General features: G+C 66.8%; 18 protein-coding genes. 2 read left to right on the top strand and 16 right to left on the bottom strand.

The genetic code is table 11. The annotated features are described in order from the left end of the window. Positions 1-49: 49 nt before the first annotated feature. From A9K58_RS17055 to A9K58_RS17005, 11 genes are all read right to left on the bottom strand, one after another. Positions 50-1,765, bottom strand: a complete 1,716-nt coding sequence (locus A9K58_RS17055; protein ID WP_065200471.1) for a BatD family protein — start codon at positions 1,763-1,765, stop codon at positions 50-52. Beyond that, positions 1,762-3,585 carry a tetratricopeptide repeat protein gene (locus tag A9K58_RS17050; protein ID WP_065200470.1) on the bottom strand — a complete coding sequence of 608 codons (1,824 nt, stop codon included), beginning with the start codon at positions 3,583-3,585 and terminating at the stop codon, positions 1,762-1,764. The genes A9K58_RS17055 and A9K58_RS17050 overlap by 4 nt, the downstream gene beginning before the upstream one ends. Continuing rightward, positions 3,582-4,586, bottom strand: a complete 1,005-nt coding sequence (locus A9K58_RS17045) for a vWA domain-containing protein (RefSeq protein WP_065200469.1) — start codon at positions 4,584-4,586, stop codon at positions 3,582-3,584. Before A9K58_RS17045 ends, A9K58_RS17050 begins: the two co-directional genes overlap by 4 nt. Beyond that, the gene (locus A9K58_RS17040; RefSeq protein WP_065200468.1) at positions 4,583-5,032 is read right to left on the bottom strand and encodes a DUF4381 family protein; all 450 of its coding nucleotides are present in this window, start codon (positions 5,030-5,032) and stop codon (positions 4,583-4,585) included. Before A9K58_RS17040 ends, A9K58_RS17045 begins: the two co-directional genes overlap by 4 nt. Further along, positions 5,029-5,958, bottom strand: coding sequence for a DUF58 domain-containing protein (locus A9K58_RS17035; protein WP_065200467.1), 930 nt, complete (start codon positions 5,956-5,958; stop codon positions 5,029-5,031). The genes A9K58_RS17040 and A9K58_RS17035 overlap by 4 nt, the downstream gene beginning before the upstream one ends. Before the next feature lie 8 nt (positions 5,959-5,966). Then, positions 5,967-6,992 (bottom strand): AAA family ATPase, encoded by a 1,026-nt coding sequence (locus A9K58_RS17030; protein WP_065200466.1) that lies wholly within the window; start codon positions 6,990-6,992, stop codon positions 5,967-5,969. Between the two features lie 194 nt (positions 6,993-7,186). Continuing rightward, complete coding sequence (locus tag A9K58_RS17025) at positions 7,187-9,154, bottom strand: type IV pilus secretin PilQ (RefSeq protein WP_065200465.1); 1,968 nt, start codon at positions 9,152-9,154, stop codon at positions 7,187-7,189. A gap of 21 nt (positions 9,155-9,175) precedes the next feature. Continuing rightward, positions 9,176-9,709: a pilus assembly protein PilP gene (locus tag A9K58_RS17020; RefSeq protein WP_065200464.1), complete on the bottom strand. Its 534-nt coding sequence runs from the start codon at positions 9,707-9,709 to the stop codon at positions 9,176-9,178. Further along, the gene (locus A9K58_RS17015; RefSeq protein WP_065200463.1) at positions 9,709-10,365 is read right to left on the bottom strand and encodes a type IV pilus inner membrane component PilO; all 657 of its coding nucleotides are present in this window, start codon (positions 10,363-10,365) and stop codon (positions 9,709-9,711) included. Before A9K58_RS17015 ends, A9K58_RS17020 begins: the two co-directional genes overlap by 1 nt. Next, on the bottom strand, positions 10,362-11,231 hold the full coding sequence (locus A9K58_RS17010) for a PilN domain-containing protein (RefSeq protein WP_065200462.1): 870 nt from the start codon (positions 11,229-11,231) through the stop codon (positions 10,362-10,364). The genes A9K58_RS17015 and A9K58_RS17010 overlap by 4 nt, the downstream gene beginning before the upstream one ends. Next, a complete protein-coding gene (locus tag A9K58_RS17005; RefSeq protein ID WP_065200461.1) occupies positions 11,231-12,289 on the bottom strand; it encodes a pilus assembly protein PilM in 1,059 nt (352 codons plus the stop codon). The genes A9K58_RS17010 and A9K58_RS17005 overlap by 1 nt, the downstream gene beginning before the upstream one ends. Before the next feature lie 219 nt (positions 12,290-12,508). Here A9K58_RS17005 and A9K58_RS17000 point away from each other — a divergent pair, with 219 nt between their 5' ends. Together A9K58_RS17000 and A9K58_RS16995 are read left to right on the top strand one after the other, a co-directional pair. Continuing rightward, positions 12,509-14,932, top strand: a complete 2,424-nt coding sequence (locus tag A9K58_RS17000) for a penicillin-binding protein 1A (RefSeq protein WP_065200460.1) — start codon at positions 12,509-12,511, stop codon at positions 14,930-14,932. Positions 14,933-15,140: 208 nt separating this feature from the next. Further along, positions 15,141-15,785 carry a hypothetical protein gene (locus A9K58_RS16995; RefSeq protein WP_065200459.1) on the top strand — a complete coding sequence of 215 codons (645 nt, stop codon included), beginning with the start codon at positions 15,141-15,143 and terminating at the stop codon, positions 15,783-15,785. A 29-nt stretch (positions 15,786-15,814) separates the two neighbouring features. Here A9K58_RS16995 and A9K58_RS16990 read toward each other — a convergent pair whose 3' ends face one another. The 5 genes from A9K58_RS16990 to A9K58_RS16970 form a co-directional block, all read right to left on the bottom strand. Beyond that, complete coding sequence (locus A9K58_RS16990) at positions 15,815-16,558, bottom strand: hypothetical protein (RefSeq protein ID WP_065200458.1); 744 nt, start codon at positions 16,556-16,558, stop codon at positions 15,815-15,817. 69 nt (positions 16,559-16,627) lie between these two features. Beyond that, complete coding sequence (locus A9K58_RS16985; protein ID WP_065200457.1) at positions 16,628-21,214, bottom strand: ESPR-type extended signal peptide-containing protein; 4,587 nt, start codon at positions 21,212-21,214, stop codon at positions 16,628-16,630. A gap of 62 nt (positions 21,215-21,276) precedes the next feature. After that, positions 21,277-21,984 carry a pilus assembly protein gene (locus tag A9K58_RS16980; RefSeq protein ID WP_065200456.1) on the bottom strand — a complete coding sequence of 236 codons (708 nt, stop codon included), beginning with the start codon at positions 21,982-21,984 and terminating at the stop codon, positions 21,277-21,279. 18 nt (positions 21,985-22,002) lie between these two features. Continuing rightward, positions 22,003-23,136 carry a CfaE/CblD family pilus tip adhesin gene (locus A9K58_RS16975; protein WP_065200455.1) on the bottom strand — a complete coding sequence of 378 codons (1,134 nt, stop codon included), beginning with the start codon at positions 23,134-23,136 and terminating at the stop codon, positions 22,003-22,005. Beyond that, complete coding sequence (locus tag A9K58_RS16970) at positions 23,133-25,862, bottom strand: TcfC E-set like domain-containing protein (RefSeq protein WP_065200454.1); 2,730 nt, start codon at positions 25,860-25,862, stop codon at positions 23,133-23,135. Before A9K58_RS16970 ends, A9K58_RS16975 begins: the two co-directional genes overlap by 4 nt. Positions 25,863-25,906: the final 44 nt, after the last annotated feature.

The following is a 25,906-nucleotide window of genomic DNA, read 5'->3' as shown; positions in this document are numbered from 1 at the left end:
TTCCTCGAAAAATGAATGCACTCTAACAAAGCGCGCAAGCGGCGCCGGTTCAGGTTCGCCGCGAGGGATACAGCGGCGCCAGGCCAGTGTCGACCGTGCCCGCCGCCACGGACCAGTGCGGTCCGTCACGGAAGGCCTGGCGCAGGCGGGCACGCAACGAGGGCAGATCGCCCTGCCCACCCCAACGCGCCTGCTGCAGATCCTGCAGCACCTGGCGCTGTGCCGGATCATCCAGCCGCGCGATGACCTCTTCCAGGCGCTCGACGCCCGCCATCGCGCACAGCCGTGCTTCCACCTGCTCGAAACCTTCGCCCTCCAGCGCGCGGCGCAACTCCGCCACACCCGCGCGACCGCTCGCCGCTGCCGGCACGGTTGGCGTGCCCGCCGAGGACGCCAGCGGACGCGGGCGGCGGCCCCGCTGCCAGCCCCACAACAAGGTCAGCAGCCACAGCAGCGCCAGGCCGATGGCGGCGCCCATCCAGGGCCATGGCCGTTCGGCCATGCCCCCCGCTCGCGGATCGGTCGCGGCGATGCGGCTGTTCTGGCCGTCGGTGCCCGGCAGTGCCGCATCGGTGTCGATCGGTGGCAGCGTTGCAGGCGACGCGTTGGCTCCGCCGTTGCTGGCTTCAATCGCGATCGTGAGGTCCGGAAGCTTGGCTTCCTGTGCCTTGCCGTTGCGCACATCCCACCATGGCAGGCGCGGCCCGGGCATCACCAGCGAACCCGGCTGGCGCGGCACGATCGAATAGCGGCGGGTGATCTTCAGGCGCGGTGTACTGCCGTTGAAGGTCTCCTCGTACTGCGCCGGCTCGGCGAACACCTGCGCGGCGCCGCCGACCTCGGGCACCGGCAGGTCGGTGAACTGCGCGCGGGTTGCGCCTTCGGCAATCGCCTCCACCACCAGGTTGGCCGCTTCGCCGGTACGGCCATGGGTGGGTGCGCTGGTGTAGCGCAGCTGCAGGCTCTGCAGGGGCAACCAGGGTTGTGGCGCCTGCGCCGGCTGCGCCTGCACCTGCAAGGTGCGATCGGCGCCGGTGGCGTTCATGCGGCCGTCGCCGCCGCCGAAGAAGTCGTCGAAGAAGCCACCGGCACTGCGCCCACTGAAGCGGGCACCCGCCAGGCGCAGCGCACCGCTGCGCTCGGGAATCAGCAGGAAGCGGCGTTCGACCACGTTGTAGCGCCGGCCGTTGACCTCACGCACATCGGTGCGGTCATCGCCCACGCGCTGCAGCGATGCGCCATCCGGCGTGTCCAGCACCAGCTCACCGGACGCCAGCTGCGAGGCGAAGTACAACCGAACCACCACGCCGACGCTCTGCTGCACATAGGGCGACTCGTCATCGACCACGGTTTCGATGAACGCCATCGCATGGCTGTCCGGGCCGGCGACGGCCGCCGCATCCACCTGCAGGGTCAATGGCGCGGTGCGCGCAGCGCCTACCTGCAGGCCCGGAATGACCAGCGCACCGCTACGCCGCGGCGTGAGCGCCACGGCATGCAGGTTACGCTGCTGCATGCTGCCGTTGCTCCACTCCACCTGCCGGCTGCTGGTCTGCCCACTGAGGTCGAAGTCGGAACGCAGCGGAGCGAAGTCCGGCGTGCCCTGATCACTCTCGACATTGAGCGTGACCGTGTCGCCCTTCGCAATGCGGTCGCGGTCGAGCCACGCGCGCGGCTGTGCCCAGGCCAGCAACGGCAGCCACAGCAGCAGCGCCGCCAATACCTGTCGGGGCCCGTGCCCGCGCCTGTCGATCGCCCACGTCATCGCCCTTCCCTCTTCCTGCGTTCGTTTTCCAGCTGGAACTTGGCCCGAAGCAGTGCACCCGGTTCATCCGGTACGCGCCGCATCCAGGCCTCCACCGCCTGTTGCTCCTCGCGCTCGCGCGGGGTACGCCCGTCACTGCCCGGCACCGGCCTGCCGTCATTGCCGGCCTCTTCCTTGCGCGCCTGCTGCATCGCCTGCTGCATGCGCTCGCGTTGCTGCGCGTCGGCCTGCGCCTGTGCCTGGGCGTCCTCCACCTGCGGCGGCGCCTGCGCGCCATCGCGGCCTTGCCCGCCGGGCTGCGCACCCGGTCGCGCGTTGTCGTCGCCGGGCGTGGGCTGTCCCTGCTGTCCCTGCTGTCCCTGCTGCGGCTGCCCCTGCGCGGGAGACTTCTGGCCCGGCTGCCGGTCCTGTCGGCCCTGGGAGGCGTCCTGTGGTTTCTGCGGCCCGTTCTGCGGCGGCTTCTGCTGATCCTGCCCCTGCCCACCGGAGGACTTGCGCTTGCGTGCGGCATCGACCACCGCGCGGTTGGCCACCGCATCAGCCATGCCGGGATGCAGGGCCAACGCGCGGTCGTACGCGGCGATGGCCTCATCGTAGTTGCCCTGGCGTGCCAGGGCGTTGGCCAGGTTGTACCAGCCCGCATCGCTGTCGATGCCTTCGAACTGCTTGCGTGCACCGGCAAAGTCGCCGTTGCGGTAGGCCTGCACCCCTTTGGCCAGGCGCTGGTGCTGCAGCTGGTCGGCCCGGTTCCAGAGGGTGCCCTGCACCGGCGCGGAGGGTGCTGCCTGCGCCTGCGCATCGTTCATCCACGGCAGCAGGCCGACCGCCAGCATTGCGGCCAGCATCGCGCGGCGACGGAATGCCAGCAGCGCCAGCAGCATCACCGGCGGCAGCAGCCAGAAGCCCTCGTCACGCCATTGCCTGCCTTCGCCCGGCCGTTGCGCCGCCGTGCCCTCGCGCGCATCAAGTACACCCAGTGCGCGCAGGTCACTGCCATCCTCGGCCAGGCGCGCGTAACGACCGCCACCTGCGGTCGCGACCGCACGCAGGCTGCCCTCGTCCAGCGCGGCTTGGCGGATCTGGCCATTGCCATCGCGATAGGTCGCACCGGCCGGTGTGCCCAGACCCAGTACCGACACCTGCAGGCCCAGGCCGCGTGCCTGCGCTGCCGCCAGTGCCGCTTCCCCATCCGCCTGATCACTGACCAGCAGGATCTGTCCCCGCGGGGCCCCGGTCTGGCGCATCAGCCGTGCAGCCCAATCGATGCCGCGGTCGGCACGCTGGCCGTCACGCGGCATCACATCTGGTGACAGGGCATCCAGGTACAGCGCGACATTGCTGCCATCATCGGTCAGCGGGGCTACGGTGTAGGCATCGTCGGCGTATACCACCAGGCCCACCTGGCCGCCCTGGCGCGCGCGCAGCAGCTCACCCAGCTTCGCCCGGGCCTGCAGCAGGCGCGATGGCGGCAGGTCGGTGGCCGCGATCCGGCTGGACAGGTCCAGCACCACCAGCAACGGTTCGCTGGCCTGGAACATGGGTTGTGCCTGCTGGCGCCAGCTGGGCCCTGCGAGCGCCAACGACGCCAGCGTCCAGCCCAGCAATACCGCCCACGGCAGGCGCGCGCGGCGCCGCCCCCCCGCCGACAGCAGGTGCGGCAACAGATGTGCGTCCACTGCGTGCCGCCACGCGTCACTGCGTCGCTGTCGATACATCGCCAGCGCGATGATCAGCGGCAGTGCCAGCAATGCCCACAGCCACTCCGGGCGCAGGAAATGCAGCGCGCTCCAATCAGGCACGTTCGCGGCCAGGGCGATCATCGGCGACGCTCCGGCCACAGCCAGGCCAGCGCGCCCAGCAACAACGCCAGGCCCAGCGGCCATGCATAGCACTCCTCGCGCGGGCGCAGGCTTGGCCCTTTGGCCGCGATCGGCTCCAGCCGGTCCAGTTCGGCGTAGATGCCGGCCAGCTGCGCGGTGTCGCGCGCCCGGAAGAACCGGCCACCGGTCAAGCTGGCGATCTTCTTCAACGTGGCCTCATCGACCGGGTCCTGGTCGGCTGAAATGGGAATACCCAGGAACCGCATGCTGCCATCACCGCCGAACGCGACCGTGTGGATGCGCACGCCTTCAGCGCGCGCGACTTCCGCCGCGCGAAGGGGCTCCAGCACGCCGGCATTGCTGACACCGTCGGTCAGCAGGATCAGCACGCGCTGGCCTTCGGGCTGGCTGCGCAGGCGTTTCACCGCCAGGCCGATGGCATCACCGATGGCAGTCTCGCGCCCCGCCAGGCCGACCACGCTGTCGCGCAGCTGGTCGCGCACGCTGGCCAGGTCGGCGGTGAGCGGGGTGAGCGTGTAGGCGCGGTCGCCGAAGATCAGCAGGCCGACGCGATCACCCGCGCGACGGTCGAGGAAATCGGCCAGCACGGCCTTGGCGGCGGTGAGGCGATCCACCACCTGCCCGCCCAGCACCATGTCGCCCTCGCCCATGCTGCCGGACACATCCATCGCCAGCATCATCTGCCGGCCCTGCTGCGGTGGCGTGACGGCCTCGCCCAGCTGTTGCGGGCGTGCCAGCGCCACGCACAGTGCGAACCACCCCAGCCACAGCAGCAGGGTGCGCAGCCAGGACACATCGACCCGGCCACCACCGGCCAGCGCTTCCAGTTCCGCCGCAGCATAAGGGACGCGCAGTGCCGCTCCCGCATCCGCGCGGCGCTTCCATCCGTACATGAGCACGGGCAACGGCAGCGCCAGCAGCGCCAGCGGCCACGCCAGCTGCAGGTCCGGCCAAGGCCAGTAGCTCGCCAGCAGGCTCATCGGCGTCGCTCCAGCAGCATGGCCAGATAGCGCTCGCGCCCCCAGCTGCGCAGGACCGCTACTTCACTGGCATCGACACGCGGGCGATAGGCACCCTCGGCCAACAGCTCGCGGCTTGCCGCGGGCAGCGTGCCCTGCGGATCCACCCGCTGCCACCACGCGTCATCGCGCAGCGATTCGCTGCCCGGTTGTGCATGGCGTGCGGCGCGACGCAGCAGGCCGGCAATCGCTGCCAGCTCCGCGCCGGGGTCCGGCGACAGGGCCAGTTCCCGGTCGAACAGCCGCAACCAGCGCTGGCGACGGCGGCGGCGCTGCCACCCGAGCAGGACGGCCGCCAGCAGCACCAGCAGTACTGCGCCGCCGATCACCAGATAACCCGGCGCCGGTGGCCACCACGAAGGGGCCGGGGGCAGCTGCACGTCGCGCAGCGGCAGGTTGGCGCTCATGCCGGCACCTCGGTACGCGACGGCGCCAACCAGGCATCGCTGGGCGCATCGGTGGACAGTACGTGCACGTCGACATGGCGCGCACCGAGCTGGCGCCGCAGTTCCTGCAACGGTTCAACGAAGTGGGCCTGCCAGTGCGCCTGCACCTCGCGCCGGCGCAGATCCAGGCCGATGCGTTGCTGCAGGGTCTGGAACTGCAACGCGGCCGAAGGCGGCTGCAGTTCCAGCGGATCGACCAGCAGCACCAGGCTGAGGTCATGATGCTGGGCCAGTGCACTCCAGCGCGCCGCTGGAATACGGATGGCCTGCTGCGGGTCGGCCAGCACCAGCGTGCGCGCCCCCGGGCGCAGCACGCGCGCAGCATGGTCCAGCGCGCGCTCCAGGCCGAGATCATCAGCGGGCGGCTGCGCATACCAGCGGGACAGCGCGTCCAGGACGCGCAGCACGCCGCGCGGCCCGCCCGCAGGCGTGACCGGTGGCTCGCGGTCGCTGCCACGCAAGGCGCCAATTCGATCACCACGGCGCTGCGCCGACCACGCGGCCACGGCGCCCACGCGCGCGGCCTGCACCGACTTGAAACGCACGCGGGTGCCGAAATAGAGCGCCGGCGAGGTGTCCGCCACCATCAGGCTGACCCGTTCGCGTTCGGCCTGGAACAGCTTGGTGTGGGCACGGCCTGTGCGCGCGGTCACCCGCCAGTCGATATGCCGAGCATCGTCGCCGGCCACGTACTCACGTGACTCCGCATACTCCATGCCGCGCCCGCGCAGCGGCGAGGGTGCCTGCCCCGCATTGCCGGCACGGCCCCGGTGCGGTGGCGGCGAACGCTGCGCCAACCGGCGCAGGGCCACAAGCTCGGCCAGCTGCGGGCGCAGCCCGTCGCCATCGCTGGCGGCAGAGGCAGGTTCCAGGGAGGGATCGGTCATGCGCAGGCTCAGGGCGCCGGTACCCGGGCCAGCAGCTCCTGCACCAGGCGCTCGCCATCCCATCCTTCGGCAGTGGCTTCGTAGCTGGGCAGCACGCGATGCCGCAGCACGTCGGCGGCCACCGCCCGCACATCGTCGGGGGTGACGAAGTCGCGGCCCACCAGCCAGGCACGAGCGCGTGCGCAGCGTTCCAGTGCGATCGAGCCGCGCGGACTCGCACCCCAGGCGATGCGCCGTCCCAGTCCGGCGTCGTAACGGGACGGGTCACGCGAGGCCAGCACCAGTTCCACCAGGTAGCGCTCCAGTGCCGGTGCCATGTGCAGGTCAAGCACCTCGCGGCGAGCCTCGAGCACATCCTGCATCGGCAACTTCGCCGGTGCCGGTGCCGGTTCGCCGAGTGCGCCGCGCGCGCGGTCGCGCGCCAGGCGCAGGATCTCCGACTCGGCCGCCTGGTCGGGATAGCCGATGCGCACGTGCATCAGGAAACGGTCCAGCTGCGCTTCCGGCAGTGGGAACGTGCCCTCCTGCTCGATCGGATTCTGCGTGGCCATCACCAGGAACAGTGGCGGCAGCGCATAGGTGTGTCGACCGACAGTGACCTGGCGCTCACCCATCGCTTCCAGCAGCGCCGACTGCACCTTGGCCGGGGCACGATTGATCTCGTCGGCCAGCAGGATCGGATGGAAGATCGGGCCCGGCACGAATTCAAAACGCCCCTCCTGCGGGCGCCAGATCTCGGTGCCGGTCAGGTCGGCCGGCAGCAGATCGGGAGTGAACTGCACGCGCGCGAAGTCGGCTTCCAGACGTGAGGCCAGCGCGCGGATCGCGGTGGTCTTGGCCAGCCCGGGGGCGCCCTCGACAAGCAGGTGGCCGTCAGCCAGCAGCGCAATCAGCAGGCGCTCGACCAGAGCGGACTGGCCGACGATCTCAGCCGACAGCGCATCGCGGAGCTGGCTGAAGGCGGCATGCAGGCGGGACGTGGTCGGCGCCGGTGGCGGCGCGACGGTTTCGGGCATCGGCGGTGGCAGGTTCATGGGGGCCTTTGACCGGCACAGGACGGCACGGGTTCCCGACATCATCGCAGGGTGCCCTGCGATTGGCATCAAGATCGCCTGAACGGCATCACGCACGGCGTGGGTCCACGGCCACATCCGTGCAGGTTGGACACAGGTTCCAAACGAAGAAGGGCCGCACAGGGCGGCCCTCTCCGTCTATTTCGGGCGCTGGATCAATTCTGCTTGGCTACGCGCAGCACCTTCGGAGTGACGAACACCAGCAATTCGGCCTTGTCCTTGCTGCGGCCGCGCTTCTTGAACAGGTTGCCCAGGAACGGCACGTCGCCCAGGAACGGAACCTTGCTGATGCTGCTGCGATCGGTGAATTCGTAGACGCCACCGATGACGACGGTCTGGCCGTCTTCGACCAGCACCGCGGTATTGACCTCGCGACGGTTGATCGACGGCACCGTGCCATAGCCTTCCAGCTGGATCAGCTGGTCGACCTCGTCCTTCTTCACCTGCATGTTGAGGAACACGCGGTTGTCGTTGGTGATGGTGGGGGTGACCTTCAGCTCCAGCACCACTTCCTTGAACTGCACGTTCGGCGTGGCGGCGCCGCCGGCACCGCCACCGCTGATGGTGACGTAGCCGATTTCCTTGCCCTGCTTGATCAGCGCCTCGCGCTGGTTGGTCGTGACCACGCGCGGGTTGGAGATCACTTCGCCCCGGGACTCTTCCTGCATGGCCGACAGTTCCACGTCCAGCAGGTAGCCGGCATTGAGGATGGACAGCGCCAGCGAACCCGGGTTGCTGGCCGCGGCAACCGGCAGGCTCCAGTTCAAACCACGCGTGATGGTCGAGCCCACCGGTACGGGCGGCGGGCCGACGCGGCCACCTGCGATCCAGTCACGTTCGGCCTTGGCGTTGTCCTGCGCGGCCTTGACCTGCGATTCCCGGGTCAGGCGGTTGGATTCGAGATTGCCACTGAAGTACACATTGTCGCGGCTGCCGCTGACGCCGAACTTCGCACCGAGCTCGCGGGCGAAGGTATCGGTGGCGATGACGATGCGGCTTTCGATCAGCACCTGGTCGACCGGGCGGTCGATCACGCCGATCAGCTCACGCATGCGCGCGATCTTCTTCGGAATATCGCTGATCATCAGCGTATTGGTGCGCTCGTCCGCCACGATGCGGCCACGCGAGGACAGGAAGCCACTGTCTTCCTGCGACGTCGAGCCACCGCCACCGCTGCCGCCGCTGCCACTGCCGCCGATGCCCTTGGCTTCGGTCAGCGCCTTGAAGATCTGGGTGGCGCTGTGGTAGTTGATCTGGACGTAATCGGTAACCAGGTCTTCGCGGTTCTCGATGGCGATACGCGCGTCTTCCTTCTCCTGCTCGAACTTGGCCAGTTCGGCCTGCGGAGCCACCCAGATCACGCTGCCGTCGCGGCGCTTGTCCAGGCCCTTGGCACGCAGGACGATGTCCAGTGCCTGGTCCCACGGCACGTTGACCAGGCGCAGCGTCACATTGCCCTGCACCGAGTCGGACGCCACGACATTCAGGTTGGATTCCTCCGCGATCAACTGCAGCACGGTGCGCACCGGCACGTCCTGGAAGTTGAAGGTCACCGGCTTGCCGGTGAAGCCCCGCTGCGGCAGCGCCCTGGCCGCTTGGGTGACGCTGCCTGCGGTGACCGCGCCGACAGCCGCCGGTGCCTGCCGCGGACTGATCTCGACCACGTACTCGTTGCCGCTCTGGTACGCCAGCGATTCCACGGCCCCACCGGTACTCAGCACGAGTTGGGTGCCGGCACCGGACGGCTTGGCGTCGATGCGCTGCACCGGCGTTGCGAAGTCGGTGACGTTCAGTGGCTTCTGCAGATTGGCCGGCAGCCGGGCATTGCCGACGTCGACCACGACGCTGTTGCCCTGCGTGCGCAGGTCCGGAACCGCGCCCTGCCCGTCGAACTGGACGATCAGGCGGCCGGCGCCGTCATCGCCACGCTTGAAATCGATCTTCGACACCGACAGGCCAGCCGGTGCAGTGGCCGGTGCCACGGTCGCGCCCACCGGCTTTTCCGCCGGTGCGGCAGCCAGCGCCGGAGCGCAGGCCAGCATCAGCGCGACTCCCAACGCGCTGACACGGTTCAAGGTAGAGCGCCGGATGGGACGCAGCCCCTTGGCTTGGTGAAAGGTCATCGTGCTATCCCCAGTAAACGATCATTGATCTTCAAGCGAGAGCGTTGCCGGCCGTTCCAGCCAGCCGCCCGCGCCATCCGGCACCAGTTCGATCAGTTCCACGCGGTCTTCGAAGACCGCGGTGACCCGCCCGTCGCTCTGGCCAAGGTAGCCGCCCGGGCGCACCCGGTACGTCACCTTGTCCGGCCCCATCACCAGCGCCACGGTACCCGAGCCGGTGCCGATGGTACCGACCATGTCCAGCGCATCCAGCGGGAAGCCTTCCAGCGGCTCCTTGCGCCGGTTCGGATCCGGCCGCAATCCGCCATTCCCCTGCTGCGGATTGGTCCAGGCATCGGTGAACGGGTCGCGCATGCCCTGCGCGGAGTATTCGAAGGTTTCGAACTGCTGCATTACCGGCAGCGGTTCCAGCGGCTGCGCCGGTCGCGCCCGCTCACCCTCCACCCACTTCTCCAGGTTCGGTGCATCACCCGGCGTGCTGGTCACGCCGCGGCCGCAACCGGCCAGCAGCAGGACCGACAGCACCATCGCACCACGTGCATTCTGCGCGCGCATCACTTCTTGCCCTCCTTGCCCGCGTCAGCAGCCTGCTGCGCCTGCACCTCGGTCTCGTCCAGGTAGCGGTAGGTCTTGACCGTGCCGGACAGTTCCAGTGCCCCGCTGCGGATGTTGCCGCTGGCCTTGTCCTTGGGCTTGAGGTTGATGTCATGCATGGTCAGGATGACCACGCGCGGCAGCGACGCCACGCCACTCACGAACGCGCCGAACTGGTGGTAACTGCCCACCATGCGCAGCTTGATCGGCTTCTCGGCGTAGAACTCCTTGACCTGCTCCTGCTCCGGCTCGAACAGCTCGTTGGCCAGCCCGCTGGACAGCGCGGTCTGCGAGATGTCGATGATCAGGTCGGGCATTTCGGTCTTGCTTGGCAACTGCCGCAGCATCTGCTGCAGGACCTGTTCCATCTGCGCCAGCTGCTGTTTCAGCGGCGCCAGGTTCACTGCGCGTTCCTGCTGCTTGGTGAACTCGGCGCGCAGCTCGGTTTCCTTCGATTCCAGCCCGGCCAGTTCCTCGCGCTTGCCGCTGATCAGCAGCATCCACGCCACGAACATGATCACCAGTGCCAGCAACGTGCAGAAGACGATCTTGGCCTTCTGCGGCCAGTTGCCGATGTCGTTGAAATCCAGGTTCTTCAGATCGATCTTCTGGCTCATGCGCGGTCCCCTTGCAGCGGGGCATTGGAGGCCTGTGGCGGCTGCGCCAGGCGGCTGCCTTCAGGCTTCGCAGCCGGCGGGGCAGCCGGCGCGGCCGGCGGGTTCGGCTTGGCCGGCGCGGCAGGTGCACTGGCCGGCGCAGCGGCGGGAGCCGCCGGCGCGGACGCCTGGCCTGCTGCCGGGGCCGCCGCATCCGGGGCCGCAGCCAGCGGTGCCACCGCAGGCGCCGCTGCCGTTGCCACCGTGCCATCGGCGTTCAGGCCCGGCGTCGCCGCGACCTCCTCACTCTGCGCCGGCAGCTTCACCTTGACCATGAACACGTACGGCAGGGCCTTGATGTCAGCGACCGGTCCCGCCTTGCCGTCCTTGTCCTTCTCCGGATCACGCGCTTCGATGATCGACAGTTCCGGATTGGTCATCCAGCCGGAGGTCTCCAGATTGCGCATATAGGCCGAGACCCGCGCATTGGACTGGGTGCGGCCCTCAAGGGTCAGCACGTCGCCTTCCTGCTTCAGTGCGGTCAGCACCACGCCATCGGGAATGGTACGGACCAGCGCGTCGAACAGATGGACCATCTGCGAGCGCTTGGCCTGCAGTTCCTCGATCACCCGCTTGCGCGCCAGCAGGCGCTCCTTCTGCGCGTCGAGTCGGTCGATCTCCTTGTTCTGCTCCTTGACCTTGGCGATCTCGGCTTCCAGGTAGGCATTGCGATCCATCTGGCCGCTCACCTGGCGGTCGTAGTAGAACCAGATCAGCAGTGACAGCAGCAGTCCACCGAGAGCAGCCATGCCCAGCATTGCGTAGAACTCGCGCTGGCGTTGCTTGCGCCGCTCGGCGCGCCAGGGCAATAGATTGATGCGTGCCATCAGTCGAAGCTCCTCAGCGCCAGACCGGTCGCGATCATCAGCGCGGGGGCGTCCTGCGCCAGCGCATGCGCATTGACCTTCGGCCCCAGGGTCATCTGCGCCAGCGGGTTGGCGACCACGGTCGGTACGCCCAGTTGCTCCTCGACCATTTCCGGCAGGCCACCGAGAACGGCACAGCCGCCCGCCAGCACGATGTGATCGACGCGATTGAATTCGCTGCCTGCGTAGAAGAACTGCAGCAGGCGGCTGATCTGCTGGACCGTGGCCTCCTTGAACGGTTCCAGCACTTCCATCTCATAGCTCTCCGGCAATCCGCCCTGGCGCTTGGCCAGGCCGGCTTCCTCGTAGCTCAGGCCGTAGCGGCGCATGATCTCGTCGGTCAGCTGCTTGCCCCCGAAGACCTGTTCGCGGCTGTACAGGCTGCGGCCGCCGCGCAGGACGTTGAGGGTGGTCATGCTGGCACCGATGTCGACCAGCGCGACCACGCCGTCGCTGGACACCGGCAGCTCGCTGGCGACCAGGGCGTAGGCGTTCTCGACCGCGAAGGCCTCAACGTCCATCACCTTGGCCTGCAGGCCACCGAGTTCCAGCGCGGACTGGCGCAGCTCGACATTCTCCGAACGCGACGCGGCCAGCAGCACCTGGACCATCTCCGGGTTGTTCGGAATCGCGCCGATCACCTCGAAGTCCAGGTTCACTTCCTCGATCGGATACGGGATGTAGTTGACCGCTTCCAGCTCGATCTGGGCTTCCATGTCGTTCTCGTCGAGCTCGGCCGGCATCGGGATCACCTTGGTGATCACCGCCGACCCGGCGACGGCGGCAGCAGCAAGCTTGGCCTTGCTGCCTGAACGGTTCATCGCGCGACGGATGGCCTCGCCTACGGCCTCCACTTCAACGATGTTCTTTTCCACCACCGCATTCGGCGGCAGGGGTTCCACAGCGTAATGTTCCACGCGAAAACGATTGCCACTGCGGGACAGCTGCAAAAGCTTGACCGCAGTCGAACTGATGTCGACGCCTACCAGCGGCGACTGACTTTTTGGGATGAGCCCCACGGTTTCTCCCCTGCCGACGGGCACTTGGACGCAAGACCTGCGTCCGAGCATTAATAACGTATTCTTAGCAAATGGCAACGGCCCTGCTGTGAAGTCCCTCACAGGTTCACGATGCAGCCCCTGGCAATTCCCCTTGCGCTCCCCGGTGCCGGCCCCAGCCGCCACCTTGCGTAATCTATACTCTGCGACCACGAAATTCGCAATCGGAATCTGAACCCGATGACTCGACTCCGCCGCTGGCTGCGCTGGATCTTCCTGATTGTCCTGGTCCTGGCGCTGATCGGCGCGGCCGCCGTGGGCGGTCTGTACTACGCCGTATCCTCCAAGCTGCCCGACGTGCAGACCCTGCGCGACGTGGAAATGCAGGAGCCCATGTACGTCTACGCCGCCGACGGCAAGCTGATGGCGGTGTTCGGCGAGACCCGGCGTACTCCGGTCACCATGAAGGACGTGCCTGAGAAGCTGAAGCAGGCATTCCTGGCCACCGAAGACGCCCGTTTCTACGAGCACGGTGGCGTGGACTACAAGGGCATCGCCCGTGCGGTGTGGCTGCTGGCCACCACCAGCGACAAGCGCGTGCCCGGCGGCTCGACCATCACCCAGCAGGTGGCTCGCCAGTTCTTCCTCAGCTCGGAATACAGCTATACCCGCAAGCTGGCCGAGATCCTGCTGGCCCGGAAGATCGAATCCGAGCTGAGCAAGGACGAGATCTTCGAGCTGTACCTGAACAAGAGCTTCTTCGGCAACCGTGCCTACGGTGTCGCCGCTGCGGCCGAGTTCTACTACGGCAAGAAGCTCAACGAGCTGGACCTGGACGAGATGGCCTCGCTGGCCGGCATTCCCAAGTTCCCCTCCTCGGGCAACCCGATCTCCAACCCGGAGCGAGCCCGCCAGCGCCGCGACAATTACGTGCTGCAGCGCATGGCCGACCTGAAATTCGTCACCCAGGCCGAGGCCGACGCGGCCAAGGCGGTACCCATGCACGCCAGCGCGCATGAGCCGCCGGTACAGGTCGATGCTCCCTATGTGGCCGAGCTGGTGCGCCAGGAAATGATTGCCCGCTTCGGCGGCGACGTGGTCAACAAGGGTTACCACGTCACCACCACCATCGACTCGACGCTGCAGACCGCCGCCAACACGTCGGTGCGCGATGGGCTGCTGCTGTACGACCACCGCCATGGCTGGCACGGCGTGGAGAAGCAGGTGTCGCTGGGCGCCGGTGACGATACCGCCGCCCTCGCCGAGCACCTGCGCGGCATGTACGGGCAGGCCGGCCTGCTGCCGGCCATCGTCGCCAGCACCGGCGCCGATGGCAGCGCCACCGTGGTGCTGGCCAACCGTACCGAGATCGTGCTGCCGGCCGGTGCCGCCAAGTGGACCAACAAGACGCCGGCCAGGCTGGTGCAGCGCGGTGACATCGTGCGCGTGCGCGCCGGTGCCAAGGAAGGCGAATGGCTGCTGGACCAGATCCCGCGCGGCCAGTCCGCACTGGTCTCGCTGGATGCCCACAGCGGCGCACTGAAGGCGCTGGTCGGTGGCTTCAGCTTCTCCGGCAACAAGTTCAACCGCGCCACCCAGGCCCGGCGCCAGCCGGGCTCGAGCTTCAAGCCGTTCGTCTACGCGGCCGCTTTCGACAAGGGCTACAACCCCGCCTCGATCGTGCTCGACGCCCCGGTCGTGTTCCGCGACCGCCGCGGCAAGACCTGGGCACCGCAGAACGACGGCGGCGGCTTCCGCGGCCCGATGCGCCTGCGCGAAGCGCTGGTGCAGTCGCGCAACCTGGTCTCGGTGCGCCTGCTCGACGGCATGGGCGTGGACTACGCGCGCAAGTACATCAGCGAATTCGGTTTCGCCGAATCGGAGCTGCCGCCGAACCTGTCGATGTCACTGGGCACCGCCTCGCTCACTCCGCTGTCGGTGGCCCGGGGTTACGCCGTGTTCGCCAATGGCGGTTCGCGCGTGGATACCTGGCTGATCGACCAGGTCAACGACCGCGACGGCAACCTGGTGTTCAAGGAAAACCCGGCACTGGCCTGCCGCGACTGCGCCGGCAGCAGTGGCCAGCCGGTCAACCAGGTGGTGGACGGCTTCAACTTCGGCGCTCCGGCCCCGAAGGTGGACCCGGCCGCCGCAGCCAAGGCCGAAGCCAAGGTCGAAACCCCGGCGGCACCGGCCAACCCGGATGCCCGCACTGCGCCGCGCGCGATCGACGCCCGCACCGCCTACCAGCTGGTATCGATGATGCGCGACGTGGTCCAGCGCGGCACCGGCACCCAGGCCAAGGTACTCGGCCGCGAGGACGTGGGCGGGAAGACCGGTTCCACCAACGATCACCGCGATGCCTGGTTCTCCGGCTTCGGTGGCCCGTATGTGACCACCGTATGGGTGGGCCGCGACGACTTCCGCTCGCTGGGCTACCGCGAGTACGGCGGCAAGGCCGCCTTGCCGATCTGGATCGAGTACATGCGCACCGCGCTGAAGGACACCCCGATCGCGCAGAACGAGCCGCCCGCCGGCATGGTCCAGGCCACCCTCAACGGTGCCACCGAATGGGTCAAGGTGGAAGACATGGACCGCCTGACCGACTACGACCTGAACCTCAATACGCCGCAGGCCGACGCCGCCGCGTTCGATATCTTCTGAGGAAGGGTCAGGTGGGTGCCAACCGTGGGTTGGCACCGATGCGGCCGTAGAGCCGAGCCCATGCTCGGCTCAGGGCGTGCGGTAGAGCAGCCGAGCATGGGCTCGGCTCTACACGATCAACGGCATCCGCTTGCTCGCCTCCGCGATACCCACGCGGATGTCACATCCTTGCGCTAGTCTGTAGCCAGGTCGCAACAGGAGTCATCGCATGCATCGCGCCCGTCAGCATGCTGCCAGCCAGACCCGCGAGCGGCGCCATCGCCTCGCCCACGAAGCCGCCCGCCTGATGGCCGAAGGCGGCATCCGCGACTATCACCAGGCCAAGTTGAAGGCCGCCAGCCGGCTCGGCATCCACGACGATGCCTCCCTGCCCCGCAACACCGAGATCGAAGACGCCCTGCGCGAATACCAGCGGCTGTTCTCCGGCCCGCAGCATGGCAATGAACTGCAGCGCCGCCGCGAAGCAGCGATGCGAGCGCTGGAATTCCTGCATGCCTTCTCGCCGCGCCTGGCCGGCCCGGTACTGGACGGTACCGCCGATGCCAACAGCCCGGTGCAGCTGCACGTGCACAGCGATGACCCGGAGGCCGTGCACCGTTTCCTGGACGAGCACGGCATCCCCGCTGAGTCACGGACGCGGCGGCTGCGCATGGACCGCGAGCGCAGCCTGGACGTACCGGTGTGGCTGTTCAGTGCCGAGGAACTGACCTTCGACCTGGCAGTGCTGCCCTATGACGCTCTGCGCCAGGCCCCTCTGTCGCCGGTGGATGAAAAGCCGATGCGGCGGGCGTCCATCGCGCAGTTGCGGCAGCTGCTGGCCGAGGCGGAGATCACCGCGTACCTCGGCGGGTAACGGTAGCGCCGGCCCCGCGCCCGCCGGTGCTACCAGATGATGCGCGGGTCCGGGATCGGATCGCTGAACAACCGGGGCAGCCACGGCGCCGGTGCACGCTTCGGATACTCCAGCATCATCTGTGCGTGCATGGTCTGAAGATCGCGCAACAGCCAGGCCTGGTAGTAGATGTCGTTGAACGTATCCGACCAGCCGCTCTTCACCCGCCTGCGCTCGCCGACGTCAAGGCACGGCATCCGGTCCAGGGGGATGTCCAGGAGCGGCGCCAGTCCCGCATTGATCTCGGCGTTCTCCACGCCCGCCCGGCGCACGAATTCAAGGCGATCGCGCACCCGCCGGCAATCGTAGGGGACGCAGCCGCCGGTCGCATGAATGTAGTCGCCGATGTCCGCCAGCATGCGGGCCTTCAACCGCCACGCCATTTCACTGTCCAGCACTGCCCGTACCTGCATCGTGCGCAGCGTGCTGGCCCGCACCGCCTCGGGCGTGGTGAATTCCTGCCCCGGTGTCTCTCCACCATGACGCACCAGCACGATGCGATGGATGGCCTCCTTGGTGATGCCTTCCACGCGCAATGCCGCCGCCTCCGGATGCACACGCGGGGGCGGCAGGTTCGCCACGCGCCAGTGGTACCAGAGCAGGGCCAGCACACCGAAGAAGCAGAGCAGCGTCACCAGGCGCCAGCCGTCGAGGTAGCGCGCAAAGTATCGGCACCTCGCGCGCCATACGTAGAAGCTGCGGTAGCTCATGAGCCCTCTTACACGGTTGTACATGGCCATTTCCTCGGCAAGGACCCCGGCGCGGCGGGGCGGATTACGCGCGTCACGCCGGGGCTCCATCGCTTACCAGCCGATGCCCACGCCGACGCCCATGCTGCGCTCACCGCTGTTGGTGAACGCACCATTGAGGCTGAAGGTGGCCGAACCCTTCTCGTTGAGCACGCGCTGGTAGCCCACCGCCATCGCCGACTCACCCTCGCTGTAACCCACGCCCGCACCCAGGCGGTTGTAGGTGGCCAGGCCGGCGGTATTCATCGCCATCGCACTCTGTGCGCTGCTCATTGCCGCCATGCGGTTGAAGCGCTTGTCCATCTTGTCCAGGCGGCGCTCGAAGGTGCTGATCGCACCATCGGTGTACTCGTTGGCCCGGGCCAGCATCTTTTCCAGGTCGGCGGTGTCGACCTGCGGCTTGGGCGTGTCGTCCTGCTTCGGCTTCGGCTGCGGCGTGGGCTTGTCACCTTCACCGGTCGAGGCGATCTGCGGCGAGCCGCTGGTTTCCGGTGCCGGCGCGATGTCTTCGGTGGACGGCGAAGGCGTGGATGCTGCCGCCATGGCGCGGGCCTGCGGCTGACCGTCGATGCGCTGCTCCAGCCCATCCATGCGGCCGTTGATCTGCTGCTGCATCGAATGCAGCTGGCCACCGTTGACCGCATCGCGGCTGCCGGCCGCGATCAGGCCGTTGGCCACGTTGGAGATGACCATGCCGTTGGCACCGGCCAGGATGAGCTGGTGGGTGCCGTCTGCACGCACCGAGGGGGTTTCCTGGAACACGGAGCGAAGCTGGGACTCGACCTGGTTCACGCGCGAGGTGGTGCTGACGACTGCGCCGTCGAGCGCTTCCAATGCACCGTTGAGGGTGGATTGGGACTGGCCCTGCACGTTGAAGCTGGGGCCGACGATGTTGCCGTTGGCATCGACTTCGCTGCCGAGGGCGGAGAGTGCACCGCGCAGCTGGCCGACTGTGGCGGCGTTGTGGTTGGCGGTACCGTTGGCGATGTTTATGAGACGGCGATAAGTAGTTGCACTTCCAAATGAAACCACTCCGGCCTCATTCGCCTGAGAGCCTTCGCCTATTGCCAGTGAACCATTCGCTCCTTTACCCACTTTTGCTCCAGCACCGATAGCAATGCCTCCTCGTGCACCACCTCCGGCAATGCCTACCTCCGCTCCAGTACCTAGCGCAAATCCGCTATCGGAATCCTCATGCACGACCGAAGCGCGACCAAGGGCTATGGAATTTCTGCCCAGTGCCTTCGCATGGGTTCCCACTGCAGTTCCTCCATCGTTGCCGGTCTTAGCGAAGTTCCCAATTGCAAGACCAACCGGTCCAGCCTGAGCAGGACCATAGCCTGGAGCCGCACCCACACTGACGTACTGGCTGATGCCTTCCATGGCCGAAACACGGCTGTTGGTCTCATAGAGCTGGCTGCCCCGCACAACATCCAAGCTGTCAGCCGACAGCTTCGCCTCGGCCACTCCAGTCAAACGTGCGCCGCCGTAATCGATGACGCTCGCCTCCAATCCACGCATGGTCTGCTCGCCCCTCTCCCGCTCCTTGCGCATCGCCTCCAGATCGTTCCGATTCTGCGAGATCTTCTGCTCTGCGGCGTACAACTGACTGCCGGTTACGGCATCACGGCTTCCTGGCGCCACACGTCCGTCAGCCAGGTTGGTCAGCACCATGCCATTCACGCCATTCAGCGCGATCTGGCTCATGCCGTCGGCGCGGGTCGAAGGTGAATCCTGGAAGATCGAACCCAGCTGGCCTTCCACCTTGTCCGCGCGACGGCCTGCGGTGATGACAGCGCCATCGAGTGCCATCAGCGCGTCCTCAACGGTGCCCTGAGTTCCACCCTGCACCTTGTAGGTCGGGGCAATGATGTTGCCGCTGGCATCCATGCCTGCGCCGCCGCCAAGGGTGGCGATGGAGTCCTTGAGCTGGGAAATGGTAGTGGCGTTGTGGTCCCCGGTACCACGAGCGATGTTTACAAGACGGCGCTGCATGCCTGTATTCCCAAATGATGCAACCCCTTCTTCATTTGCCTGGGAGCTACTTCCAAGTGCCAACGAGCCGTGAGCCCCGCTTTCAACTCTTGCGCCAGCGCCGATCGCGACACCACCACTCGTACCGCTAGCGCCTCCGCCAACTTGTGCGCCAGCTCCCATTGCAAATCCATTTTCGGAGCCTGCAGAGACAGTTGCGCCTCTACCAATCGCAGTGGAATTCTTGCCCATTGCCTCCGCAAACGTGCCTACCGCAGTTCCTCCCTCCAGTCCCGTCTTGGCAGAATTTCCGACCGCAACACCTGCCACACCCGCTTCGGCACGTTCACTGAAGGGAGCTGAACCGATACTCACAAACTGGGCGACACCCTCAAGATCAGAGACGCGTGAATTGGTTGAATACAGCTGCCTCCCAGACACAGCTTCGGCACTACTGGCACTCAGGGCTCCATCCGCCACACCACTGATCTTCCGGTTGGCATTTGCACTATTACGCACATTCAGGGTCGTACCGCTGTTCTTCTCTCCCAAACGCACATCGCCAGACGCGGAAACCTGCGCCACCAGCCCGCCCAGCGCCGCTGTTTGGGCCAGCGCCTTGGCCGCATCCACCTTTGCCAAGGTGGCGTCCGCAGCTGCAGAAGTGGCCATGCCTTCCACAGCCACCACCTTCTCATTGGTGGCATTGAGCTGCCTGCCATTCACGGCTTCGTAGCTGCCGGCACTGACCACGCCATCGGCCACGCCGGTCAGCTTACGGTTCGCATTCGCGCTATTGCGCACATCCAATACGGTGCCACTGTTCTTCTCACCCACGCGAACATTGCCGCTGGCACTGACCTGATTCAGCAGCCCGTTGAGCGTCCCCACCTGGGCCAGCGCGGTATTCGCTGCGGTCTTGGCGGAACTGGCATCACTCATCGCGGTGCTGACGTTGCTGTTGGTGGTGTTGAGCTGCCGACCGGTCACTGCATCGGTGCTCGTCGAGGACAACGTCGCGTCAGCAACACCCGTGATCCTGCGGTTGGCGCTGGCACTGTTCCGCACGTCCAGGACTGTGCCACTGTTGGAAGCACCCAGCCGGACATTCCCTGAAGCCGACGTCTCGCTCAAGAGGCCCGAAAGCGTGTTGGCCTTTGCCAGCGCGCTGTCAGCATTGCTCTTGGCGGATTCGGCAACGGAGCGCGCAGCCGTGACATTGCTATTGGTGGAATTGAGCTTCTTGCCTGACACCGCATCTGTGCTGGTCGTGCTCAGCGTGGCGTCTGCCACGCCCGTGATCTTTCGATTGGCGCTGGCGCTGTTGCGGACGTCCAGTACGGTGCCGCTGTTGCTTGCACCTACACGAACATTCCCCGACGCCGATGTCTGGCTCATAAGCCCTGAGAGCACATTGGCCTTTGCCAGCGCACTGTCAGCATTGGTCTTGGCGGCGTCCGCGACGGAGCGCGCGGCCGTGACATTGCTGTTGGTGGCATTCAACTGCCTCCCTGACACAGCATCGGTGCTGGACGTGCTCAGTGTGGCATCCGCCACGCCCGTGATCCTGCGATTGGCGCTGGCGCTGTTGCGGACGTCCAGTACGGTACCGCTGTTGCTTGCACCTACACGGACGTTCCCCGAGGCAGACGTCTGGCTCATAAGGCCTGAGAGCACATTGGCCTTTGCCAGCGCACTGTCAGCATTGGTCTTGGCAGAGTCCGCGACCGAGCGCGCGGCCGCTACATTGCTATTGGTAGCATGGAGCTGCTTTCCGGTAACGGCATCCGTGCTGCTGGCGTTCAATCGCGCATCGTCCACATTGGTCACTCGCCGCTTCGTCGATGAGCTGCCAACAGACACCGAATTGCCTTCCGTTGCCTCGGAATATGCTCCGATGGCTACCGAGTCATGGGCGCTCGCCATGGCGTGATGCCCCAACGCAACTCCACTGTACTCGGCACGTGCGTTCCCTCCCAACGCGATGGCACCTGAATATCCCGCCGTTCCAGCAAAAGCGTTCCCGCCAATAGCAATGCGGGAAACACCCGCCGAACTTTCCACGGTCCTGGCACCACTGCCCACCGCAATGGAGTTGCTCGCGTATGCCCTGGCGTCATGCCCCAGTGCGGTTGCACCAATTCCTGATGCGATCGAGCTGGCACCCACGACTGTCGCGTATCCACTCTTGGCCTCAGATCCGTATCCAACGACGACGTTCCTGTCGCCGCGTGCGATCGATGAATTTCCTACAAGCACACTTCCCAGCCCCGACAGCGATGATTCGGTGCCGTAGACCACCGATCCCCAGCCACTGATGCTCGACCGTGAACCCAGGATCATCTGCATATCACCGCTGATCGTGGCATTCCGATACTGGCTGTCATTTACCAGAGCCAGCTGGGTGTAACCCGCATTCACCTGGTTCGAGAATGACGAAAAGCGCCACGGAGAGGGCATCAGGAGTTGACTGGAGTCGGTCCCTTCACGCTCGCCCTCAGCCACTTCCTCCGAGTGCTCGTGCGCTGCGGCAGGGAGGCCCACCAGTGCCGCCACCAGCAATAGTGCCCTGCCTCCAGCGGACTTGCCGCGCAGACTGCTCAACTCACTGCCAACCACCCAGCACTGCTTGGCGGCACTCCAGATACGACGATAGATATGATTCATGCTCTTTTCCTTAACAGGACATCGAAAATGGGGCCCCGCGAACAGCGCGGGGCCAGGAACGATCAGGCGCTTGGCGCCAGTGTGGTTACGTGCTCGCGGTAGCCGTCCTTGGAAAGGCGGTAATGCAGCTGCACGGTATTGCCCGGCTGAGGCTGGAACGGCAGCTTCAGCTCCGCGTCCGGGTACAGGCTTTTGGCAAAGTCGTGGGTCGTGCAGGCACCGCTGGCGCTGCACTCAGCCAGTCCGGTGATGCCGACCCGCAGGGTCCCCACATTGCGCAGGGTGTCGCCCTGCAGTTGCAGATCCACGCTGCCATTGGCGGGCAGCACGTTCACCAGCGCCCCCCAGACCAGGCTGACGCCGACGTTGGCCTGTGCCGCCTGCTCGTCACCCTCAAGCAGGGTCCCGTCCGGTCCCCTGACACCCTCGAAGTAGACGCGGTAGGCCACTTCCTTCTCCACGCTGCGCAGTGGAATGACCCGGATCAGGCGATTGCCTCCGCCACTGAGTGCGAACTTCCCAGGGGTGATGGCGACCGCGGCGTCGGCCGCCTCCATTTCCACCTCTTCCTCGCCAACCTGGGCGGGATTCGAGATGCGCAACAGGCGTGCCTGCACGTACTGCGGCTGGGTGGAGTGCGAGTAGACGCGGATCTGCGTACCGCGCTTGCCATCGACGGCCGCGCGCATCGGATGGATGGAGAGGTTGGCCTGTACCGGCGGCGCCAGCAGCACGCTCAACGGCAGCAGACAGAACAGCAGCTTCTTCATGATGAGGCTCCGTGGGGATCAGGGTTTGGCGGTCGGCACGCGCAGTTCCACCGCCAGCTCGCCGTCGTAGAGACCGGGCCGCTTGCTGGCGATGGGCGTAGGCGGTGTTTCCAGCACCAGCGGCGTGGGCACGCAGTACACGGGTTGGCTGATGCCCGGCAGCATCACCAGGCGCAGCTGCGCGCTGTCGATGCCGCGCAGCAGCTGTTCTTCGCCGTTCTTCATCGCCAGACGGTTGCCGCCATATTTCAGGCTGACCTGGTAGTCGAGGCGCTGGGTGTCATCGCTGCCACCGTCCCCGTGCCAGACCGCGAAGTCCCGTCCGGGCGGTGGTCGTGGACCGCTGTCTCGCACGGTGACGCCGAGGAACTCGCTCTGCGAGCCCACGCCGTCGTACAGGCACATGTCCACTTCCTTGTAGCCGCCGACCACCTTGCGGATGGGGTCGTAGCGCAGGTCCATGTTGACCAGCGGTGCAATGCCGTCGAAGCCGGGGAAGTAGATCGAGATCGCGTCGTAGTCGGTGACGGTGAAATCGAAGTTGAAGGTCGCCGTGGCGACGGGTGCTGCTGCGGGATCAGCCTTGATGTTCAGGCGCATCGTGGCCTTCCAGTGGCCGGCTACGAGCCTGGCCAACTCAGATGTCGGAAGAGTCAGAGCTGCGCCTGTGCCGATCGGCTCGTCCGATCCACATCGGTACCAGAATGCTGCATTCAGCTTGCGCTGTTCACCGTCCCAGTAATCGAAACCACAGCGATAGCCGGACATTGTCCGCTGTAGGCTTCCCAGCGCACGAATCTCCATATGCAGACCAGTCCTAGCATCTACGAGACGCAAAGCAATCTCTGTCTGCCCGCTTGAGATGAGCGGTGCACCTTCCGTCGGGCACCGCCCAAACTCACTATCAGAAGCAGACCCACAAACCACATGGATCTGCCCATACTTGAACGCCAGGTCGTGACTGAACCCCAGCACCGTCCGCGGCGCCCACAGCTCCACATCACCCGGCACCGCCGAGCGATCCCAGCTCAGCACGATGTCCCGGCTCTGGTCCGTCGGATGGGTCTCCGGCGGCCACTGCGCCCACGCCCGTGGCATCACCAGCACCAGCGCACACACCAGCATCAACACACACATCCAACGCCGGCTCATGGCGTACCTCCTGCAGCAGCGGTCTGGGGCGTGGCGGCAATCAACGCGCGTTCCTGCAGCAGGCGGGTCACGCGGGCCTGCTGGCGGATCTCGGGCGGCAGCTGGGCCACGGCCAGCGGCTCGCAGTGCACGGCGCCGACCAGCAGCACCACCTGGCGGCGCTCGCGCACCTGCAGCGGGCAATGCAGCAGGCGGTCGTCCTGCAGCAGGTAAAGCGTTGTTTCGCGACGCGGGAAATCGGCAACGAAGCTGCCGTTGGCGCTGGTGCCGGGCACCGGCGCGTTGAGGATGCGGGCGCCGCCCAGCGGCGACCCCGCAAGGTCCTTGGCATTGCCAATGAAGGTGTAAGTCACTTCGATCGGCACCGGCATGCGCATCAGCTTGCCGGGGGTGAGGAACATCGGCCGTGCTCCGCCCACGCCGGTCACGCGGATCGCGGCGATGCTGTCCAGCGTGCTGGCGTCCTGCACTTCGGCGCGCTGCGACTGATAGGCCTGCAGTGGCAGCAGCCGACGCTCGCCGATCTGCAGACGCTGTCGGCGCAGCCCGCCCACCTGCAATTCTGCGGCCACGCCGTGCAGGTCGGCATCGTCGAAACCGTCCACCTGCACGGCCAGGCCGGCCTCGGCGCCGTTGGCACCGCTCCAGTAGAGGCCACGACGACCCAGTGCGAAGCCGGAGCTGTGGCTGCCGCTGTAGCCGGTCTCACCACGCCCGCGCTGCTGATAGTGCGCGATGCTGGCAGTGGTGTTGCCGATGCCGTTCTGCAGCTGGCCACTCAGCGAGGCGCTGTAGCGATCGTTGTTGTTGGCGCGCAGTTCGGCGTTCAGTTCCCGATAGTGCGTGTCCCGGTCCTGGCGCAGGCTCTGGCCCACGCTGTAGTCGATGGCCGGGCGCTGATGCTGCGGCTGGCGCACGTCCACCGCATAGCGGCGCTGGCCGCTGCTGTCATGGCTGCGCTGCAGGCGGGTCAGGCTGAGGTTGAAGTAGATGCCACGGTCACGCTCGTTGCTGCCGCGCACGCTGTCGGTGCTGCGCTGCTGCCATAGCCCCACGCGCGTGGACACGCTGAAGTCCTGCCAGCGATGGCTGCGGCTGAAGCTGGCCTGCCAGGTGCGGCTGAGCACGGGCTCGCGGCGCGGCTCCAGCGGGCCGGGCGGCAGCAATGGATCCAGCCCGAACAACGGGTCCTGCTCGAACCCGGGGCGATGCCAGCCGGTGCGCCAGGTCTGGCGCCGGGTGTAGCCCACGTAGGCATTGCCACCGGCCAGCGGCAGCGACATCGAGCCGCTGAGCGAGTTGGTGCAGCCCAGCTGGTCGCGCGCATCGGCCTCGAACTGGCAGGCCTTGCCGCGCATGCGCTGCTGGTAGAGATTCCACGACGCCTTGCGCCGGTACGACAGCTGGTGCTGCTGGCCATTGCTGCCGTCGCTGCCCCGCATGCCGCTGAGCGAGGCGCGCATTTCCTGGGTGGCCAGCACGCGGCGCAGGTCCAGGCGCAGCTCGCCGTAGCTGTGGCCGCCGAGGTTGGCAGCGCCGGCGGTCATGGCGGCATCGCGGCCCAGCGGCACGCGCACACCGGCCATCGCCACACTTTCACCATCAAAGCGGTCGCTACGGCGCTCATTGCGGCGGCCGCCCTGCACGAACCACTGCCACTGGCTGTTGGTCCAGTCGCCGCCCTTGTCGAACGGCGCCTCCTCGGTGCGCACCAGTACACCATCTTCGTAGATGCGCATGCGCACCAGGTAGTTGCCGAACGGGAAATTGCGGGTGTCGATCTGGTTGATGCCCGCCTGCAGGTAGAAGGTCTGCAGCAGCCGCTCGCCATCGAACACATCGACGCGCGCATCGCGCGCCAGCAGCACGGTCAGCGGCGTGGCCTGCACGGCCGCGTCGGTGTCCACATAGGCCTGGGTGGTGCCCACGCGTGCGCCCTGGAAACGGTCCAGCGGCAGCATGCTGAAACTGAAGGTGCCGCCCTGCGGGCTGGACAGGTTGCGGCGGTCCATGCGCCCGGCCTGCAGGTAATGCGCTTGGCCCAGGTCATGGCGGTAATAGACGTTGTCGAACTGGAAGTCGTCGTTGCTGCCACGGCTGCGGTAGCGCTGCTGGGTGTAGTACCAGTCGGCGGACAGGTGGCCGCGATCAAACAGGCCCAGCGTGCCCACGCCGCGCGCGGACAGCGCCTGATAGTCGCGGCCGCCGCTGACGTTGAGTGTCTGCTGGTGCAGGAAGGCGTTCTCGGCATTGGCCGTGACCTTGTGGTAACGCTCCGCTGCCGGCTCTCCCGGAATCCACTGCCGCGCCACGAACAGGCGCACGGCGCCCTCGCCTTCGTCATACAGCGCGCGCGCCGCGGTGGGGTCTTCGGGTGGGTCGAGATAGCCGCAGCCGGCCGTGGCGCCACCGAAGCGGCAGGCCAGATGACTGTTGCGCGGCAGGGGTTGCGACAACGCCGGCAGCAAGGCTGCCTGTGCATCGGCAGGCAGGTCCAGCGCCTGCAGCACGTGCGCGGGGTCTTCCAGCTGCACGTGCTCCAGGGTCACGCGTACCGGCGACAGCCCGGCCGAGCGGCCGAACAGCTGGATGTCGAGTTGTTCGGTCTGGCCTTCGACCAGATCCTCGAAGCCGGCGGGCACGCCGTGGGCTGCGACCAGGGGAGCAGACATCGCCAAGGCGAGCGCGACCGCCAGCCGGGTAACGGCGGGGGCGTGTGGGGTCATTGGGGAGTACCGCTGGAGTAGCGGCCGGCCCGGAGTGCGGGCCG

The organism is Stenotrophomonas maltophilia (genome assembly GCF_001676385.1).
Taxonomy (GTDB): Bacteria; Pseudomonadota; Gammaproteobacteria; order Xanthomonadales; family Xanthomonadaceae; genus Stenotrophomonas; species Stenotrophomonas maltophilia_J.
This window is presented reverse-complemented; position numbering and strand designations above follow the sequence as displayed.

Coding starts and splice junctions, on each gene's coding strand:
- A9K58_RS17055 (WP_065200471.1), bottom strand. CDS start 1,765: ATGACGTGGGCGATCGACAGGCGCGGGCACGGGCCCCGACAGGTATTG.
- A9K58_RS17050 (WP_065200470.1), bottom strand. CDS start 3,585: ATGATCGCCCTGGCCGCGAACGTGCCTGATTGGAGCGCGCTGCATTTC.
- A9K58_RS17045 (WP_065200469.1), bottom strand. CDS start 4,586: ATGAGCCTGCTGGCGAGCTACTGGCCTTGGCCGGACCTGCAGCTGGCG.
- A9K58_RS17040 (WP_065200468.1), bottom strand. CDS start 5,032: ATGAGCGCCAACCTGCCGCTGCGCGACGTGCAGCTGCCCCCGGCCCCT.
- A9K58_RS17035 (WP_065200467.1), bottom strand. CDS start 5,958: ATGACCGATCCCTCCCTGGAACCTGCCTCTGCCGCCAGCGATGGCGAC.
- A9K58_RS17030 (WP_065200466.1), bottom strand. CDS start 6,992: ATGAACCTGCCACCGCCGATGCCCGAAACCGTCGCGCCGCCACCGGCG.
- A9K58_RS17025 (WP_065200465.1), bottom strand. CDS start 9,154: ATGACCTTTCACCAAGCCAAGGGGCTGCGTCCCATCCGGCGCTCTACC.
- A9K58_RS17020 (WP_065200464.1), bottom strand. CDS start 9,709: ATGCGCGCGCAGAATGCACGTGGTGCGATGGTGCTGTCGGTCCTGCTG.
- A9K58_RS17015 (WP_065200463.1), bottom strand. CDS start 10,365: ATGAGCCAGAAGATCGATCTGAAGAACCTGGATTTCAACGACATCGGC.
- A9K58_RS17010 (WP_065200462.1), bottom strand. CDS start 11,231: ATGGCACGCATCAATCTATTGCCCTGGCGCGCCGAGCGGCGCAAGCAA.
- A9K58_RS17000 (WP_065200460.1), top strand. CDS start 12,509: ATGACTCGACTCCGCCGCTGGCTGCGCTGGATCTTCCTGATTGTCCTG.
- A9K58_RS16995 (WP_065200459.1), top strand. CDS start 15,141: ATGCATCGCGCCCGTCAGCATGCTGCCAGCCAGACCCGCGAGCGGCGC.
- A9K58_RS16990 (WP_065200458.1), bottom strand. CDS start 16,558: ATGTACAACCGTGTAAGAGGGCTCATGAGCTACCGCAGCTTCTACGTA.
- A9K58_RS16985 (WP_065200457.1), bottom strand. CDS start 21,214: ATGAATCATATCTATCGTCGTATCTGGAGTGCCGCCAAGCAGTGCTGG.
- A9K58_RS16980 (WP_065200456.1), bottom strand. CDS start 21,984: ATGAAGAAGCTGCTGTTCTGTCTGCTGCCGTTGAGCGTGCTGCTGGCG.
- A9K58_RS16975 (WP_065200455.1), bottom strand. CDS start 23,136: ATGAGCCGGCGTTGGATGTGTGTGTTGATGCTGGTGTGTGCGCTGGTG.
- A9K58_RS16970 (WP_065200454.1), bottom strand. CDS start 25,862: ATGACCCCACACGCCCCCGCCGTTACCCGGCTGGCGGTCGCGCTCGCC.